This is a genomic window from Pseudomonas sp. GGS8 (genome assembly GCF_024168645.1).
Lineage (GTDB): Bacteria > Pseudomonadota > Gammaproteobacteria > Pseudomonadales > Pseudomonadaceae > Aquipseudomonas.
Genome location: NZ_JALJWF010000001.1, coordinates 2,347,931 through 2,362,581, shown reverse-complemented (window position 1 = coordinate 2,362,581; position 14,651 = coordinate 2,347,931). Strand labels below are relative to the sequence as shown.

The window sequence follows — 14,651 nt, the reverse complement described above, 5'->3', positions numbered from 1 at the left end:
GTAAAAAATGTGGAAGCTTGAATTATGATCGATCTCGCAACCTGGAACCTCAGCGTTCCTGTCGGCAGTCCGCCGTACACCGTCGAAACAGCCAAGCTGGTAGACGGTTTCAAGGATCAATACTTCCACTCCGACACCGGCACCTTGTTTTTCTGGTCCCCGGTAACCGGCTCCAAAACCGAAAACGCGATCTACCCGCGCACCGAACTGCGCGAAACCTACAGCAACGGCACGCTGAAAAACTGGTACTACCCTGACGCAGACAACTCCCTGCGTGCCACCCTCTCGGTCAGCCAGGTGCCCAGCTCGGGCAAGATCGTCATTGGCCAGATCCACGCCTTCAACAGCCAGAAGCCCATGGTGAAGGTCGAGTATCAATACAAGGACTACAGCGCGACCGGCAACATCGTCGCCAAAGTCCGCATGCACCCCGACGACGACACCGCCCGGGTCATCACCATCGCCACCGGCGTGAAACTCAATCAGGAATTCTCCTACCTCATCCACCTCAGCCCGGGTGGTGCATTGGGCATCAGCGCGGCGGGCTACCAGTGGGACACCGACATCAGCACGATGTGGCGTGACAAACTGTTGTACTTCAAGGCTGGGGTTTATGTGCAGGACAACACCGGGTACACCACTGAAGGCGGGGAAGTGACGTTCAGCAAGCTGGATATCGATCACGATATCTAAGGCGACGATCCTCCATAGCCTCGTAGGAATCCACCCATTGTGGTGAGGGGGCTTGCCCCCGTTGGGCTGCGATAGCAGCCCCAAACCCTGCCACCCCATTCCTGCTGATGCACCGCGCCACCCAGTTTACGGCGGCCACGCCGCCGAACGGGGGCAAGCCCCCTCGCCACAGCCCCCACTTAAACGCCAACGTTTAAAGACACTCAGCGTTACTTCATGAGGCCTACAACGGCTTGCGTCACCGCCTACAGGTACGCCAGAATCCGCCGACTTGTGCGTCTGGGAGGCCATCGGTAACTTGATTCGTGTCACTGATTCGCAGTGATCGGGTTTAGTAGCCCGCTCTACCTTTCCTCAATGGCTGCACAAGTGCCATTCAGTCAGGCTTACGCCTGCGCTTGATGGTGGCTGTGCGCATGGCGCCCTAGGGTGCGCCGGATTTTGGATTGGTGTCCGGTCTACTAACTTGCGCACAGCTGCCACCCATTTCGTTTAGTAGCGAGATTGGTTGCGGCTCTACTGAGAGGTATACCATTCCAATGTTCAAACCAACTCCAAATCCGCCGGTCACAGACCCGGCATCCCCCTACGAATCCCCCGATTCAAAAAAATTCTACGAAGCCGCCGAGCGCGCCCTCGACCATTACCTCAACCCGGCCGCCCAGATCATGGCCACCACCCACGAACCCGAGCCCATGTACTTGGCCAATCCGAAGTACAACACCGAAGCCCTGCTGGCCAACGCCAGCGAAACACTCGGGTCGGCCACCCTCATGCTCAACAATTTCGCCGCGCTGCTGGAAACCTCACATCGCAAGACCCTACTGGGCATTGCGCAAGTGGTCATGCTCGGTGAACTGGCGGTGAATCAGGCGCTGGATCACGTCGAACCGAAAGAGTAATCGCGGCTCGACTGGTGCGAGGCAAGCAAACTTGCCCCCAATAAAAAACCCGCCTCTCGGCGGGTTTTTATCAACGCAGCTTAACGCTCAGGCTCAGTTCACCTTAGCGTTCAACTCGCCTTTCAAATACCAAAGAACAAACAAAAGGACGCCCATTAACCTGACTCGAGACCGGCTAATGGGTGTTTCCTTTCGTCGGTGTCGGGATGCGTTGGTGGGTTTTGACGCTCTACGATCCCGTGTCGCCGATGGCCGTGGACTTAGATACGACGTTGATAACATGTTGCGTATACGCTACATTCAGCTATGAGTGTTACGGAAGCGGAACATGGATTATTTTCTGTTGATCAGCCGTCTCGGCAACCAAATACGCGAAAAACGTATAAATCGCGGTCTGACGCAAGCACAGCTTGCCGACCTCGCGGGACTGACACGATACAAAGTCATCGCAGTAGAGAAAGGTACTCTGTCTGTCGGCATGATCGCCTATGCGCGCGTCCTTGGCGCTCTGGATTGTGAGCTTGCTGTCGTTCCAGCTGCTATGCCGACCCTTGAAGAGCTTGGGGATTTATTCGAATGAAGATGTCCTCTCTCAAAGTCAGCACGCCTGAGGGGCGTAGCGGCAGGCTTTTCAGCGATGCCGAAGACTTCACATTCCGTTATCACGAAGATGCATCGCCAGAAATGGCTATCAGCTTGTCGATGCCAGTAAGGCATGACGAGTTTCGTCGGCGCGAACTCCATCCTGTTTTTCAGATGAATCTGCCGGAAGGCTATGTATTGGAGCAACTGCGCAATCGATTGGCTAAGACCGTGAATGTCGATCCGATGCTTTTGCTGGCGCTTTCCGGCAGCACTTCGCCCATTGGCAGGGTGCAACTGCGGTCTGAAACGGTTGACGCCTTGCTGGAGGAGCAACAATTTCCGGGGGAGAAACTCGAAGAGATTCTGACATGGGACGGCACGGAAGATATCTTCGCTGACATTCTTGATCGCTACATCCTGCGTGCCGGCATTTCTGGCGTTCAACCCAAAGTGTTGGTACCGGAACGCCTGGAAACCGGATTGCCACGGGTGACATCGAAAACCTCGGACCTGATTATCAAAAGTGGCCGAGACGAATTTCCCGGTCTGGCAATCAACGAGTTCCTTTGCATGTCCATTGCGAAGGAGGCCGGTATTCCCGTTCCGCCGTTTTACCTTTCCGATAATGCCAAGCTGTTTGTCATGCGTCGCTTTGATCGCGACGACCAGCTCAACCCAATTGGATTTGAAGACATGGCGGTGTTGATGGGGCTATCGGCTAACCAGAAGTACAGCAAAAGCTATGCGGCAATCGCCAAGGCTATTCGTGTGTTCTGCCCGACTAAGCATTTACGCACCTCCCTTGATCAACTCTTCGATAGCGTTGCCCTGAGCTGTATTGTCGGGAATGGCGACGCTCATTTGAAAAACTTCGGATTGCTCTATTCCGATCCTACGCAACGCGATGCACGCCTGGCGCCGGCCTACGACATCGTTAACACCACGGCCTATATTCCGGAAGATGTTTTGGCTTTGGATCTGGCGGGCAACAAGTCAATGTTTGCCTCGCGGCAAGGACTGCTTGAGTTTGCGCGCACCTGTGAGATCGAGCGACCTCAGGAGCGCATTCAGCAATTGCTTGCCTCGGTTGAAGCAGTACTTGAACGCTATCCTGAGTATCGGGAACAGGCGCCTCATGTGGTCAGTGCCATTGAGCAAGTGGCAGCGCCATTTTCTCTGACTTTTGGGTAGTTATTGTGCGCAAAAATCCCTGCCCAGAAAAAACCCGCCTCTCGGCGGGTTCTTCACAACACGGGTCAAATTCTAAGGCTTAGTTCACCTTAGCGTTCAACTCGCCTTTCAGGTAACGCTGGAACATCGCTTCCAACGAGATCGGCTTGATCTTCGAAGCATTACCGGCAGTACCAAACGCTTCATAACGAGCGATACACACATCACGCATCGCCGTCACAGTCGCGCCAAAGAACTTACGCGGATCAAACTCGCTCGGGTTGGTCGCCATCAACCGACGCATCGCACCGGTGGACGCCAGACGCAGGTCAGTATCGATGTTGACCTTGCGCACGCCGTGCTTGATGCCTTCGACGATTTCTTCAACCGGTACACCGTAGGTTTCTTTGATGTCGCCGCCGTACTGGTTGATGATCGCCAGCCACTCTTGCGGAACCGAAGACGAACCATGCATCACCAGGTGGGTGTTCGGGATGCGTTTGTGGATTTCTTTGATGCGGTCGATGGCCAGCACGTCGCCGGTAGGCGGCTTGGTGAACTTGTACGCGCCGTGGCTGGTGCCAATGGCGATGGCCAGGGCGTCGACTTGGGTGCGTTTGACGAAGTCCGCGGCTTCTTCCGGGTCGGTCAGCATTTGGCTGTGATCCAGAACGCCTTCGGCGCCGATGCCGTCTTCTTCACCGGCCATGCCGGTTTCCAGCGAGCCCAGGCAGCCCAGTTCGCCTTCTACCGATACGCCGCAGGCGTGAGCCATGGCTACGGTTTGTTGGGTAACGCGCACGTTGTAGTCGTAGTCGGTCGGGGTCTTACCGTCTTCGCCCAGGGAACCGTCCATCATCACCGAGCTGAAGCCCAGTTGAATGGAGCGCTGGCAGACGTCAGGGCTGGTGCCGTGGTCTTGGTGCATGCACACCGGAATGTGCGGGAATTCTTCGATGGCCGCCAGGATCAGGTGACGCAGGAACGGGGCGCCTGCGTATTTGCGAGCACCGGCCGAAGCCTGGACGATCACCGGGGAGTCAGTCTTGTCAGCGGCTTCCATGATGGCGCGCATCTGCTCAAGGTTGTTGACGTTGAAGGCTGGAACGCCGTAGCCGAACTCGGCTGCGTGGTCCAGCATCTGGCGCATGCTGATAAGTGCCATTGTGTGTGTCTCTCCCGGTTGAGGGTCGTTAATCGTGCCAGCCTGCCGTAGCGGCGGCGGCTATTCAAGTTATTGCAGATCGGGGGTTGGCCCGGGCTGCGGATTCGGTGATGCCTAAATCTCAAGAACTACACAGAACTCTGTGGGAGCGAGCCTGCTCGCGATAGCGGTCTTGCAGTCAACAGTGCAGCGACTGTCAGACTGCTATCGCGAGCAGGCTCGCTCCCACATTAGGTCCGTGGTGTGTCAATTACTGTGCTTTACAACCGCGGCCAATCAAATCATTGGTGGCGACCCAGTACACCAGGCCTTCCTCACCTTTTACGTGAAACGCCAGCATGTCGTTGCCGTACAGCGAACCTTCAGCGCCCGGTTCAAGCTTCAGGCGGTAGACCTGATCGGCGCCGCCCAAACGAACATCGACTTCCTTGCGGCTCACATCAGTGTAGCGCCAGAGCACTTTGGCCTGGCTGTCGCACGTCCAGGTGATCCAGCTGTCCGTTGATTGGGCAGGCTTGAACAGGTCGAAATTTGAACAACCCGCCAACAATGCCAGTGCCGCAACGGCAATAAAGCGTTTCATCCGTGCTCCTCGACTGACAGCACACGCCGCCAGCCTCGAGTTAAAGAGTCAGACCCGTCAAGGGCAGCCATGTTCCTTGGCCGGGGTCTGTGTCTCGTATTTGTCCAGGCCGTCGGGCCCGGAACGCTTGTTGATCACCGGGTTGGTTTCCGCTTGCCAGTCGGCCTGATAGCAGCCTTTATCCGTCGCGGAAGGCGCGGGTTCCGGCGTGGCTTTCGGGTTACTCCCGCAAGCCGCCAGCATGCCCGCGGCGATCAACAGCATTAATGTCCTGACCATGTGAACACTCCTTTGCCTGGTCAAATCGGCGACCTCAGGCCTTGGCCCGGCTTTCCAGGACTTCAACGGCCGGCAGCACTTTGCCTTCGACGAATTCGAGGAACGCGCCACCGCCGGTAGAAATGTAGGAGATTTGATCGGCAACGCCATATTTATCGATAGCCGCCAAAGTGTCGCCACCGCCGGCAATAGAGAATGCCGAGCTTTCAGCGATGGCTTGGGCCAGCACTTTGGTGCCGTTGCCGAACTGGTCGAATTCGAACACGCCTACCGGGCCGTTCCACAGGATGGTCTTGGACGACTTCAGCAGCTCGGCGAAATTCGCCGCGGTCTGTGGGCCGATGTCCAGGATCATGTCGTCTGCAGCCACGTCGGCGATCAGTTTGACAGTCGCGGTCGCGCTTTCAGCGAATTCCTTGGCGACCACCACGTCCACTGGCAGTGGCACGCTGACTTTCGCCGCGATTTCACGGGCGGTGTCCAGCAGGTCCGGCTCGTACAGCGATTTGCCAACCGGGTGACCGGCAGCGGCGAGGAAGGTGTTGGCGATGCCGCCACCGACGATCAGCTGGTTACAGATCTGGCTCAGGCTGTTGAGCACGTCGAGTTTGGTCGACACTTTGGAGCCGGCAACAATGGCGGCCATTGGCTGAGCCGGGGAGCCCAGAGCCTTGCCCAGCGCGTCCAGTTCGGCGGCCAACAATGGGCCAGCGGCGGCGACTTTGGCGAATTTGGCCACGCCGTGGGTCGAGCCCTCGGCGCGGTGAGCGGTGCCGAAGGCGTCCATCACGAACACGTCGCACAGGGCGGCGTATTGCTTGGCCAGTTCGTCGGCGTTCTTTTTCTCGCCCTTGTTGAAGCGCACGTTTTCGAACAACACGATGTCGCCGGCTTTCACGTCGACGCCGCCCAAGTAATCGGACACCAGCGGCACTTCGCGGCCCAGCGCCTTGCTCAGGTAGTCAGCCACTGGCTTGAGGCTGTTCTCGGCCGAGAATTCGCCTTCGGTCGGACGGCCAAGGTGCGAGCAGACCATCACGGCCGCGCCTTTTTCCAGGGCCAGCTTGATGGTCGGCAGCGAAGCCAGGATTCGCGCATCGCTGGTGACAACACCATCCTTGACTGGGACGTTGAGGTCTTCGCGGATCAGTACGCGCTTACCTTGCAGATCGAGGTCGGTCATCTTCAACACGGTCATGGGTCGCATTTCCTGGATAGCTGTTTTAGAGAGCAGGTTGTGGTTGTGGTGCAGCTGTTTGCAAATAGTGTTCTGCAACGTCCAGCATTCGGTTGGCAAAACCCCATTCGTTGTCGAACCAGGCCAGGATGTTCACCAGCCTTGGGCCGGAAACGCGGGTCTGACTGGCATCGACGATGGCCGAATGTGGGTCATGATTGAAATCACAACTGGCGTGAGGCAACTCGGTGTAGGCCAGAAGGCCTTTGAGCGGGCCATGGGAGGCGGCCTCGCGCAGAATCCGGTTGACCTCGGTGGCGTCGGTATCACTTACGGTCTGCATCGTAATGTCGAGGCAAGACACGTTAACCGTCGGCACCCGCACGGCTTTGGCCTGAATTCGCCCGGCAAGTTCCGGCAGCAGGCGTTCAATGCCTCGCGCCAGACCAGTGGACACCGGAATCACCGACTGGAACGCCGAACGGGTGCGGCGCAGGTCTTCGTGGTGATAGGCGTCGATCACCGGCTGATCGTTCATCGCCGAGTGGATGGTGGTGATCGACACGTATTCCAGACCAATGGCCTGATCCAGCAGGCGCAACAGCGGTACGCCGCAGTTGGTGGTGCAGGACGCGTTGGACACCAGCAGTTCGTCGCCGGTCAGGCAATCCTGGTTCACGCCGTAGACGACAGTGGCGTCGACATCCGCCTCACTGGCCATCGGCTGGGAAAACAGCACCCTTGGCGCACCGGCGTCGAGAAAACGCTGGCCATCCTGACGGGTGTGGTAAGCGCCGGAGCATTCCAGTACCAGATCGACGCCCAGCGACGCCCAATCGATGCCTTCGGGGGTGGCACTGCGCAGGACCTTCACGCAGTCGCCATTAATATGTAGACAATCGCCCTCAACCCTTACTTCACCGGGAAACCGCCCGTGAGTGGAGTCGAAGCGTGTCAGGTATTCGACGCTGGCCATGTCGGCCAGATCGTTGATCGCGACAATTTCAAACCCAGCCGCCGAGCCTCGCTCAAACAACGCACGCAAGACGCAACGACCAATCCGGCCGTAGCCGTTGAGTGCAACTTTGTAAGGACGCGGTTGAGGCATGAGGTTCTCGATTCCCTGGGTGAATGCGTCAGTGTTGTGTTGAATGTTCCATCGTCATCGCGAGCAGGCTCGCTCCCACATGGACGGGGTAGATCCCTGTGGGAGCGAGCCTGCTCGCGATAGCGTCAGATCAGACGACGCATTTTCTGGATCAGTCTTCCAGCAACTCTTCAGCCTGACCCAGGATGTTTTCCAGGGTGAAGCCGAACTCTTCGAACAAGGCCGCCGCAGGCGCCGACTCACCGTAGGTGGTCATGCCGATCACGCGGCCTTCCAGGCCCACGTACTTGTACCAGTAGTCTGCGTGAGCAGCTTCGATGGCGATACGCGCGCTGACCTGCAACGGCAGAACCGATTGCTTGTAGCCGGCGTCCTGGGCTTCGAAGACGCTGGTGCACGGCATCGAAACCACACGCACCTTGCGGCCTTGCTCGGTCAGTTTGTCGAAGGCTTGAACGGCCAGGCCGACTTCCGAACCGGTAGCGATCAGGATCAGCTCAGGCTCGCCTGCGCAGTCCTTCAACACGTAACCGCCACGGGCGATCTCTTCGATCTGGATCGCATTGCGGGTTTGGTGCTGCAGGTTCTGACGGGAGAAGATCAGCGCCGAAGGGCCGTCGTCACGCTCCAGGGCGAACTTCCAGGCCACCGCCGATTCAACGGCGTCAGCCGGACGCCAGGTGTCGAGGTTCGGCGTGCAGCGCAGGCTGGCCAGTTGCTCGATCGGCTGGTGAGTCGGGCCGTCTTCGCCCAGACCGATGGAGTCGTGGGTGAACACATAGACGATGCGTTTCTTCATCAGCGCCGACATGCGTACCGCGTTGCGGGCGTATTCCATGAACATCAGGAAGGTCGCGCCGTAAGGCACCAGGCCGCCGTGCAGGGCCACGCCGTTCATGATCGCGCTCATGCCGAACTCGCGAACGCCGTAGTACATGTAGTTGCCGCTGGCGTCTTCGGCAGTGACGCCTTTGCAGCCTTTCCACAGGGTCAGGTTGGAACCGGCCAGGTCAGCCGAACCGCCGAGCAGTTCCGGCAGCAGCGGGCCAAACGCGTTCAGGGCGTTCTGGCTGGCTTTACGGCTGGCGATAGATTCGCCCTTGGCCGCAACTTCAGCGATGTAGGCTTGGGCCTTCTCGGCGAAATCGGTCGGCAGGTCGCCGCTCAGACGACGAACCAGTTCGTTGGCCAGCTCAGGGAACTCGGCGGAGTAAGCGGCGAAACGCTGATCCCACTCGGCTTCGGCAGCGCGGCCGGCTTCCTTGGCGTCCCACTCGGCGTAGATGTTGGCCGGGATTTCGAACGGGCCGTAGTTCCACTTCAGCGCTTCACGGGTCAGGGCGATTTCCGCGTCACCCAACGGGGCGCCGTGGCAATCTTCCTTGCCTTGCTTGTTCGGCGAACCGAAGCCGATGGTGGTCTTGCAGCAGATCAGCGTCGGTTGTGCGCTTTTGCGCGCGGTTTCGATGGCGATCTTGATTTCTTCCGGGTCGTGACCATCGACGTTGCGGATCACTTGCCAGTTGTAGGATTCGAAGCGCTTCGGCGTGTCGTCGGTGAACCAGCCTTCGACTTCGCCGTCGATGGAGATGCCGTTGTCATCGTAGAAGGCGATCAGTTTGCCCAGGCCCAACGTACCGGCCAGGGAGCTGACTTCGTGGGAAATGCCTTCCATCATGCAGCCATCACCCAGGAACACATAGGTGTGGTGATCGACGACGTTATGGCCAGGACGGTTGAACTGCGCCGCCAGGACTTTTTCCGCCAGGGCGAAACCGACCGCGTTGGCCAGGCCTTGGCCCAGTGGACCGGTGGTGGTTTCAACACCTGGGGTGTAGCCGTATTCCGGGTGACCCGGAGTGCGGCTGTGCAGCTGGCGGAAGTTTTTCAGGTCATCGATCGACAGGTCGTAGCCAGTCAGGTGCAGCAGCGAGTAGATCAACATCGAGCCGTGGCCGTTGGACAGTACGAAACGGTCACGGTCGGCGAACGATGGATTGCTCGGGTTGTGCTTCAGGTAGTCACGCCAAAGTACTTCGGCGATATCCGCCATGCCCATAGGGGCACCGGGATGGCCGCTGTTGGCTTTTTGCACGGCATCCATGCTGAGGGCACGAATGGCGTTGGCACGCTCACGACGGCTGGGCATCGCTGATCTCCTGCGGATATTGAATCGAGAGTGAATAAAACGAAACGGAAAAAAGGCGAGCATTTTCCCTCACCCACCGGCCTCGGGGCAATGACAGATCGTGATCTGAAGGCGTTTTTCCAATGGATAACGACGTATTCGGCCGATGAATCCTTTCCGCTGTCGGTTTGTTGACTGAAGCTAACGTTAAGAAGTGCCATCTATCGAGCAATATCAAAACTTTTTGATATTGCCCTTGCGGTGTTTTCTGACCGTCACTAGACTGCTGGCCTTATGAATTTGCGCGTGCCTTCCATTCAACATGACGATTGCGATGAGCTGGCGGCCCTGTGCAAGGCCGGCGGCGATCCTTTGCGGCTGAATGTATTGCGCGCGCTGGCCAACGATTCGTTCGGCGTTTTGGAACTGGCGCAGATTTTCGGCATCGGCCAGTCCGGCATGAGTCATCACCTCAAGGTACTGGCCCAGGCCGGATTGGTGGCGACCCGCCGTGAAGGCAATGCGATTTTCTACCGCCGCGCCCTGCCCCATACCGACCTGTTGGGCGGCAAGCTGCATGCCGCGCTGATGGAAGAAGTGGACAACCTGACCCTGCCGCCTGATGTTCAGGCGCGGATCGCTCAGGTCCATGGGCAACGAGCTGCGGCCAGCCAGGACTTTTTCTCACGGGTGGCGGAGAAGTTTCGCGCCCAGCAAGACTTGATCGCCGGCCTGCCGCAATACCGCGAAAGCGTGGTGGCATTGCTCGACAAACTGGGCTTCGGCGCTGGTGCCACGGCCATCGAAGTGGGCCCCGGCGATGGCGGTTTTCTGCCGGAACTGGCGCGGCGCTTCACTCAAGTCACCGCGCTGGACAATAGCCCGGCGATGCTCGAACTGGCCCGTCAGGTCTGCGAACGTGAAACGCTGGCTAACGTCAGCCTGCAATTGGCCGATGCATTGAACGGTGTAAGCCTTCAGGCCGATTGCGTTGTACTGAACATGGTGCTGCACCATTTTGCTGCACCGGCCGAAGCACTCAAGCACATGGCCGCCTTGCTGCAACCAGGCGGTAGCCTGTTAGTGACAGAGTTATGTAGCCACAACCAGAGTTGGGCCAGGGAGGCCTGCGGTGATCTCTGGTTGGGGTTTGAACAGGACGATCTGGCCCGTTGGGCCACCGCTGCGGGACTCGTTCCCGGGGAAAGCCTCTATGTAGGCTTACGTAATGGTTTCCAGATTCAGGTCCGCCATTTTCAGCGACCGGCTGGCGACACTCACCATCGGTAAATTCAGGAAACAATCGAGATGAGCGAATACTCCCTCTTCACCTCCGAGTCCGTGTCTGAAGGGCATCCGGACAAAATCGCCGACCAGATTTCCGATGCGGTGCTGGACGCCATCATTGCTGAAGACAAGTTCGCCCGCGTGGCGTGCGAGACTCTGGTGAAAACCGGCGTGGCAATCATCGCAGGTGAAGTCACCACGTCGGCCTGGGTCGATCTGGAAGACATCGTCCGTAACGTGATTCTCGACATCGGCTACAACAGCTCCAATGTCGGCTTCGACGGCGCGACCTGCGGCGTGATGAACATCATCGGCAAGCAGTCCCCCGACATCAACCAGGGTGTTGACCGTGCCAAGCCTGAAGATCAGGGCGCCGGCGACCAGGGCCTGATGTTTGGCTACGCCAGCAACGAAACCGACGTGCTGATGCCAGCACCGATCACCTTCTCGCACCAACTGGTTCAGCGCCAGGCCGAAGCCCGCAAGTCCGGCCTGCTGCCTTGGCTGCGCCCGGATGCCAAGTCGCAAGTCACCTGCCGCTACGAAAACGGCAAGGTTGTCGGTATCGACGCCGTTGTACTGTCGACCCAGCACAACCCTGACGTGTCCTACAAAGACCTGCGCGAAGGCGTGATGGAGCTGATCGTCAAGCATGTACTGCCTGCCGAACTGCTGAGCAAAGACACCCAGTTCCACATCAACCCGACTGGCCAGTTCATCATCGGTGGCCCGGTGGGCGACTGCGGTCTGACCGGTCGCAAGATCATCGTTGACAGCTACGGCGGCATGGCCCGTCACGGCGGCGGCGCGTTCTCCGGTAAAGATCCATCGAAGGTTGACCGTTCGGCGGCCTACGCCGGTCGCTACGTGGCCAAGAACATCGTGGCTGCCGGCCTGGCCGAGCGTTGCGAGATCCAGGTTTCCTACGCAATCGGCGTCGCTCAACCGACTTCGATTTCGTTGAACACCTTCGGCACCGGCAAGATCAGCGACGACAAGATCGTCAAACTGGTTCGTGAAGTGTTCGACCTGCGTCCATACGCGATCACCACCATGCTCGACCTGCTGCACCCGATGTACCAGGACACCGCTGCGTACGGCCACTTCGGTCGCACCCCGGAAACCAAAACCGTGGGCAACGATACGTTCACCACGTTCACCTGGGAAAAAACCGACCGCGCCGACGCTCTGCGTACTGCTGCCGGCCTGTAAGACCTCCCCGGTTGAACCCAAAGCCCCGCACGGTTCGCCGTGCGGGGCTTTTTCATGTGGCCTCGAAACACGCAGAATTACACCCCCGCACCCTACACCCGAAAACTGACTAGCCTTGAAAGCATCCCAACGAGCAAGGACGCTCTCGATGCTGCCCAATCTGTGCCTGTTTTTCGGTTTCCTGCTGACCCTCACCTGCCTGACCGCCAATGCTTCCGAGTGCCCCGACTGGCCACCTGCCCGTGCGCAGGATGAAATCACCACCCTGCAGCAGCAAATCGATCGTTGGGACGACAGCTACCACCGTGAAGGCCGATCGCTGATCGCCGATGAACTCTACGATCAATCCCGCGCGCGACTGACGGAATGGCGCGAGTGTTTTGACTCAGGCCCTTCAGCCGAACCGCTGCGTACGGCCGGCGGCACGGTTGCCCACCCCATCGCCCACACAGGCCTGGAAAAACTGCGCGATGGGCGCGCCGTCGAAGCCTGGCTAAAAGATCGCGGGGATGTGTGGATTCAGCCCAAAGTCGACGGCGTGGCAGTGACGTTGATCTATCGCAACGGCTGGCTGCACCAGGCGATCAGTCGTGGTGACGGGATAACCGGCCACGACTGGACTGCCTCAGCGCGCCAGATCGCCGCCATCCCTCAAAAACTTGCGCAACCGCTGGACCTGCTGCTGCAAGGCGAACTCTATTGGCGCCTCACCGACCACATACAAGCCGAGGCCGGCAGCCTCAATGCCCGCGCCACGGTGGCCGGATTGATGGCGCGCAAGGCCCTGAGCGCTGAGCAAGCCGCCGGTATCGGCCTGTTCGTCTGGGACTGGCCACAAGGCCCGAAAAGCCTGCCCGCCCGGGTGGCGGCTCTGGATGAGCTGGGGTTCCCGAGCACCGCGCCCTACAGCCAGCCGATCGAGGCACTTGCCGATGCCGAGCGCTGGCGCGATCACTGGTATCGCTCGCCCTTGCCCTTTGCCAGCGATGGCGTCGTTTTACGACAGAACCAGCGCCCAGCGGCCGAGCGCTGGCAGGCGAAAACGCCTTACTGGAGCATCGCCTGGAAGTACCCCTTCGCCCAGGCGCTGGCCGAGGTGCGCAAGGTCCACTTCAAGATTGGACGGACCGGCCGGATCACACCGGTCCTGGATCTGGCCTCGGTGATGCTCGATGACCGGCAGATCAAGCGCGTCAGTGTCAGCTCCCTTCAGCGCTGGAAGGCACTGGACATTCGTCCCGGCGATCAGGTCGCCATCAGCCTGGCGGGGCTGACCATCCCCAGACTCGACGGTGTCGTATTGCGCAGCACCGAACGCCCTGAATTAAACGTACCGCTGGCAGCAGATTTTCATCCGTTAAGTTGCTGGCAGCCGACACCCGGATGCGAAAGCCAGTTCCTCGCACGCCTGGCCTGGCTCAGCGGCAAACAGGGGCTGGCCTTGCCTCATGTCGGGCCGGGCACCTGGGAGAAACTGCTCAAGGCTGAACGCCTTGGCAGCCTGCTCGATTGGTTAACCCTCGATGAGCAAGAGCTTGCTAACATTGACGGCTTCGGCGAGCGCAGCAGTGCTCGTCTTTTGAACAGTTTCAACAGCGCCCGACAACGACCGTTCGCTCGCTGGCTCAAAGCCCTGGGCTTGCCGCCGACCGGCCAGGCACGCCTAGCCGACTCATGGCAGGTGCTGGCGCAACGAAACACCGAACAATGGCAGGCTGAAACCGGCATCGGCCCGGGACGCGCGGCGCAATTGAGCGCATTTTTCCGCGACCCGCAGGTCCTGGCCTTGAGCGAGACATTACGCGTTGCCGGGATTGACGGTTTTTAGCAGCCGGCGACGCCCGCCAGCCTGGGAACCCATAGGTGCCGATGCGCTCAAACAGCCCATCGCTACATCGAACTTTTCACTTGGAGCTTTTATGAAACTTCTTTCACCGCTTGCCTTGTTGACCCTGTGCAGCGTGATGGCCGCTCCATTAATGGCTACCGAAGACGCCCCGGGCCTGTCCGGCTGCGCCGCCAAAAAACAAGGCATCATCAACCAGATCGAACTGGCCAAGTCTCACGGCAACGCCGATCAACAAGCTGGCCTGGAAACCGCCCTGAGCGAAGTCACCGCCCATTGCACCGACGCGTCCTTGAAGAAGGAACGGGAAAACAAGGTGCTCGACGCCAAGCATGAAGTCAGCAGGCGTCAGGCCGACCTCGACAAAGCGATGAAAAAAGGCGACGCCGAGAAGATCAACAAGCGCAAAGACAAACTGGCTCAATCGCGCAAGGATTTGCAGGACGCGCTCGACGAGCTGGATAAGTAGTCCAGTTTGAGCACAAGGCTTGTTGTGGCGAGGGGGCTTGCCCCCTC

14 protein-coding genes are annotated in these 14,651 nt (G+C 59.0%); 8 read left to right on the top strand and 6 right to left on the bottom strand.

Annotation, left to right across the window (positions count from 1 at the left end):
• Window positions 1-24: 24 nt before the first annotated feature.
• From J3D54_RS10540 to J3D54_RS10525, 4 genes are all read left to right on the top strand, one after another.
• Window positions 25-693, top strand: coding sequence for a polysaccharide lyase family 7 protein (locus J3D54_RS10540; protein ID WP_253417896.1), 669 nt, complete (start codon window positions 25-27; stop codon window positions 691-693).
• Between the two features lie 539 nt (window positions 694-1,232).
• Window positions 1,233-1,595, top strand: coding sequence for a hypothetical protein (locus J3D54_RS10535; RefSeq protein WP_253417895.1), 363 nt, complete (start codon window positions 1,233-1,235; stop codon window positions 1,593-1,595).
• Window positions 1,596-1,923: 328 nt separating this feature from the next.
• Complete coding sequence (locus J3D54_RS10530) at window positions 1,924-2,175, top strand: helix-turn-helix domain-containing protein (RefSeq protein WP_064620880.1); 252 nt, start codon at window positions 1,924-1,926, stop codon at window positions 2,173-2,175.
• Complete coding sequence (locus J3D54_RS10525; protein WP_253417893.1) at window positions 2,172-3,371, top strand: type II toxin-antitoxin system HipA family toxin; 1,200 nt, start codon at window positions 2,172-2,174, stop codon at window positions 3,369-3,371. Before J3D54_RS10530 ends, J3D54_RS10525 begins: the two co-directional genes overlap by 4 nt.
• A 79-nt stretch (window positions 3,372-3,450) precedes the next feature.
• Here J3D54_RS10525 and fba read toward each other — a convergent pair whose 3' ends face one another.
• From fba to tkt, 6 genes are all read right to left on the bottom strand, one after another.
• Window positions 3,451-4,515, bottom strand: coding sequence for a class II fructose-bisphosphate aldolase (gene fba, locus J3D54_RS10520; RefSeq protein ID WP_019694035.1), 1,065 nt, complete (start codon window positions 4,513-4,515; stop codon window positions 3,451-3,453).
• Between the two features lie 250 nt (window positions 4,516-4,765).
• Window positions 4,766-5,098 (bottom strand): MliC family protein, encoded by a 333-nt coding sequence (locus J3D54_RS10515; RefSeq protein ID WP_253417891.1) that lies wholly within the window; start codon window positions 5,096-5,098, stop codon window positions 4,766-4,768.
• A gap of 57 nt (window positions 5,099-5,155) precedes the next feature.
• Window positions 5,156-5,377: a hypothetical protein gene (locus tag J3D54_RS10510; protein WP_105340860.1), complete on the bottom strand. Its 222-nt coding sequence runs from the start codon at window positions 5,375-5,377 to the stop codon at window positions 5,156-5,158.
• A gap of 34 nt (window positions 5,378-5,411) precedes the next feature.
• Entirely contained in the window at window positions 5,412-6,575 is a 1,164-nt protein-coding gene (locus J3D54_RS10505; protein ID WP_105340859.1) for a phosphoglycerate kinase, read from the bottom strand.
• 25 nt (window positions 6,576-6,600) lie between these two features.
• Window positions 6,601-7,662 (bottom strand): erythrose-4-phosphate dehydrogenase, encoded by a 1,062-nt coding sequence (epd, locus tag J3D54_RS10500; RefSeq protein ID WP_253417889.1) that lies wholly within the window; start codon window positions 7,660-7,662, stop codon window positions 6,601-6,603.
• Window positions 7,663-7,813: 151 nt separating this feature from the next.
• Complete coding sequence (tkt, locus tag J3D54_RS10495; protein WP_253417888.1) at window positions 7,814-9,811, bottom strand: transketolase; 1,998 nt, start codon at window positions 9,809-9,811, stop codon at window positions 7,814-7,816.
• Between the two features lie 273 nt (window positions 9,812-10,084).
• On the opposite strand from tkt, the gene J3D54_RS10490 reads away from it, so the two are divergent.
• The 4 genes from J3D54_RS10490 to J3D54_RS10475 all read left to right on the top strand — a co-directional run bounded on the left by J3D54_RS10490 (window position 10,085) and on the right by J3D54_RS10475 (window position 14,604).
• The gene (locus J3D54_RS10490) at window positions 10,085-11,080 is read left to right on the top strand and encodes a metalloregulator ArsR/SmtB family transcription factor (protein ID WP_253417887.1); all 996 of its coding nucleotides are present in this window, start codon (window positions 10,085-10,087) and stop codon (window positions 11,078-11,080) included.
• A gap of 18 nt (window positions 11,081-11,098) precedes the next feature.
• A complete protein-coding gene (gene metK, locus J3D54_RS10485; RefSeq protein ID WP_253417886.1) occupies window positions 11,099-12,289 on the top strand; it encodes a methionine adenosyltransferase in 1,191 nt (396 codons plus the stop codon).
• A 148-nt stretch (window positions 12,290-12,437) separates the two neighbouring features.
• Window positions 12,438-14,117, top strand: a complete 1,680-nt coding sequence (ligB, locus tag J3D54_RS10480) for an NAD-dependent DNA ligase LigB (protein WP_253417885.1) — start codon at window positions 12,438-12,440, stop codon at window positions 14,115-14,117.
• Between the two features lie 91 nt (window positions 14,118-14,208).
• Window positions 14,209-14,604 (top strand): DUF1090 domain-containing protein, encoded by a 396-nt coding sequence (locus J3D54_RS10475; protein ID WP_253417884.1) that lies wholly within the window; start codon window positions 14,209-14,211, stop codon window positions 14,602-14,604.
• Window positions 14,605-14,651 lie beyond the last annotated feature (47 nt).

Coding starts and splice junctions, on each gene's coding strand:
- J3D54_RS10540 (WP_253417896.1), top strand. CDS start 25: ATGATCGATCTCGCAACCTGGAACCTCAGCGTTCCTGTCGGCAGTCCG.
- J3D54_RS10535 (WP_253417895.1), top strand. CDS start 1,233: ATGTTCAAACCAACTCCAAATCCGCCGGTCACAGACCCGGCATCCCCC.
- J3D54_RS10530 (WP_064620880.1), top strand. CDS start 1,924: ATGGATTATTTTCTGTTGATCAGCCGTCTCGGCAACCAAATACGCGAA.
- J3D54_RS10525 (WP_253417893.1), top strand. CDS start 2,172: ATGAAGATGTCCTCTCTCAAAGTCAGCACGCCTGAGGGGCGTAGCGGC.
- fba (WP_019694035.1), bottom strand. CDS start 4,515: ATGGCACTTATCAGCATGCGCCAGATGCTGGACCACGCAGCCGAGTTC.
- J3D54_RS10515 (WP_253417891.1), bottom strand. CDS start 5,098: ATGAAACGCTTTATTGCCGTTGCGGCACTGGCATTGTTGGCGGGTTGT.
- J3D54_RS10510 (WP_105340860.1), bottom strand. CDS start 5,377: ATGGTCAGGACATTAATGCTGTTGATCGCCGCGGGCATGCTGGCGGCT.
- J3D54_RS10505 (WP_105340859.1), bottom strand. CDS start 6,575: ATGACCGTGTTGAAGATGACCGACCTCGATCTGCAAGGTAAGCGCGTA.
- epd (WP_253417889.1), bottom strand. CDS start 7,662: ATGCCTCAACCGCGTCCTTACAAAGTTGCACTCAACGGCTACGGCCGG.
- tkt (WP_253417888.1), bottom strand. CDS start 9,811: ATGCCCAGCCGTCGTGAGCGTGCCAACGCCATTCGTGCCCTCAGCATG.
- J3D54_RS10490 (WP_253417887.1), top strand. CDS start 10,085: ATGAATTTGCGCGTGCCTTCCATTCAACATGACGATTGCGATGAGCTG.
- metK (WP_253417886.1), top strand. CDS start 11,099: ATGAGCGAATACTCCCTCTTCACCTCCGAGTCCGTGTCTGAAGGGCAT.
- ligB (WP_253417885.1), top strand. CDS start 12,438: ATGCTGCCCAATCTGTGCCTGTTTTTCGGTTTCCTGCTGACCCTCACC.
- J3D54_RS10475 (WP_253417884.1), top strand. CDS start 14,209: ATGAAACTTCTTTCACCGCTTGCCTTGTTGACCCTGTGCAGCGTGATG.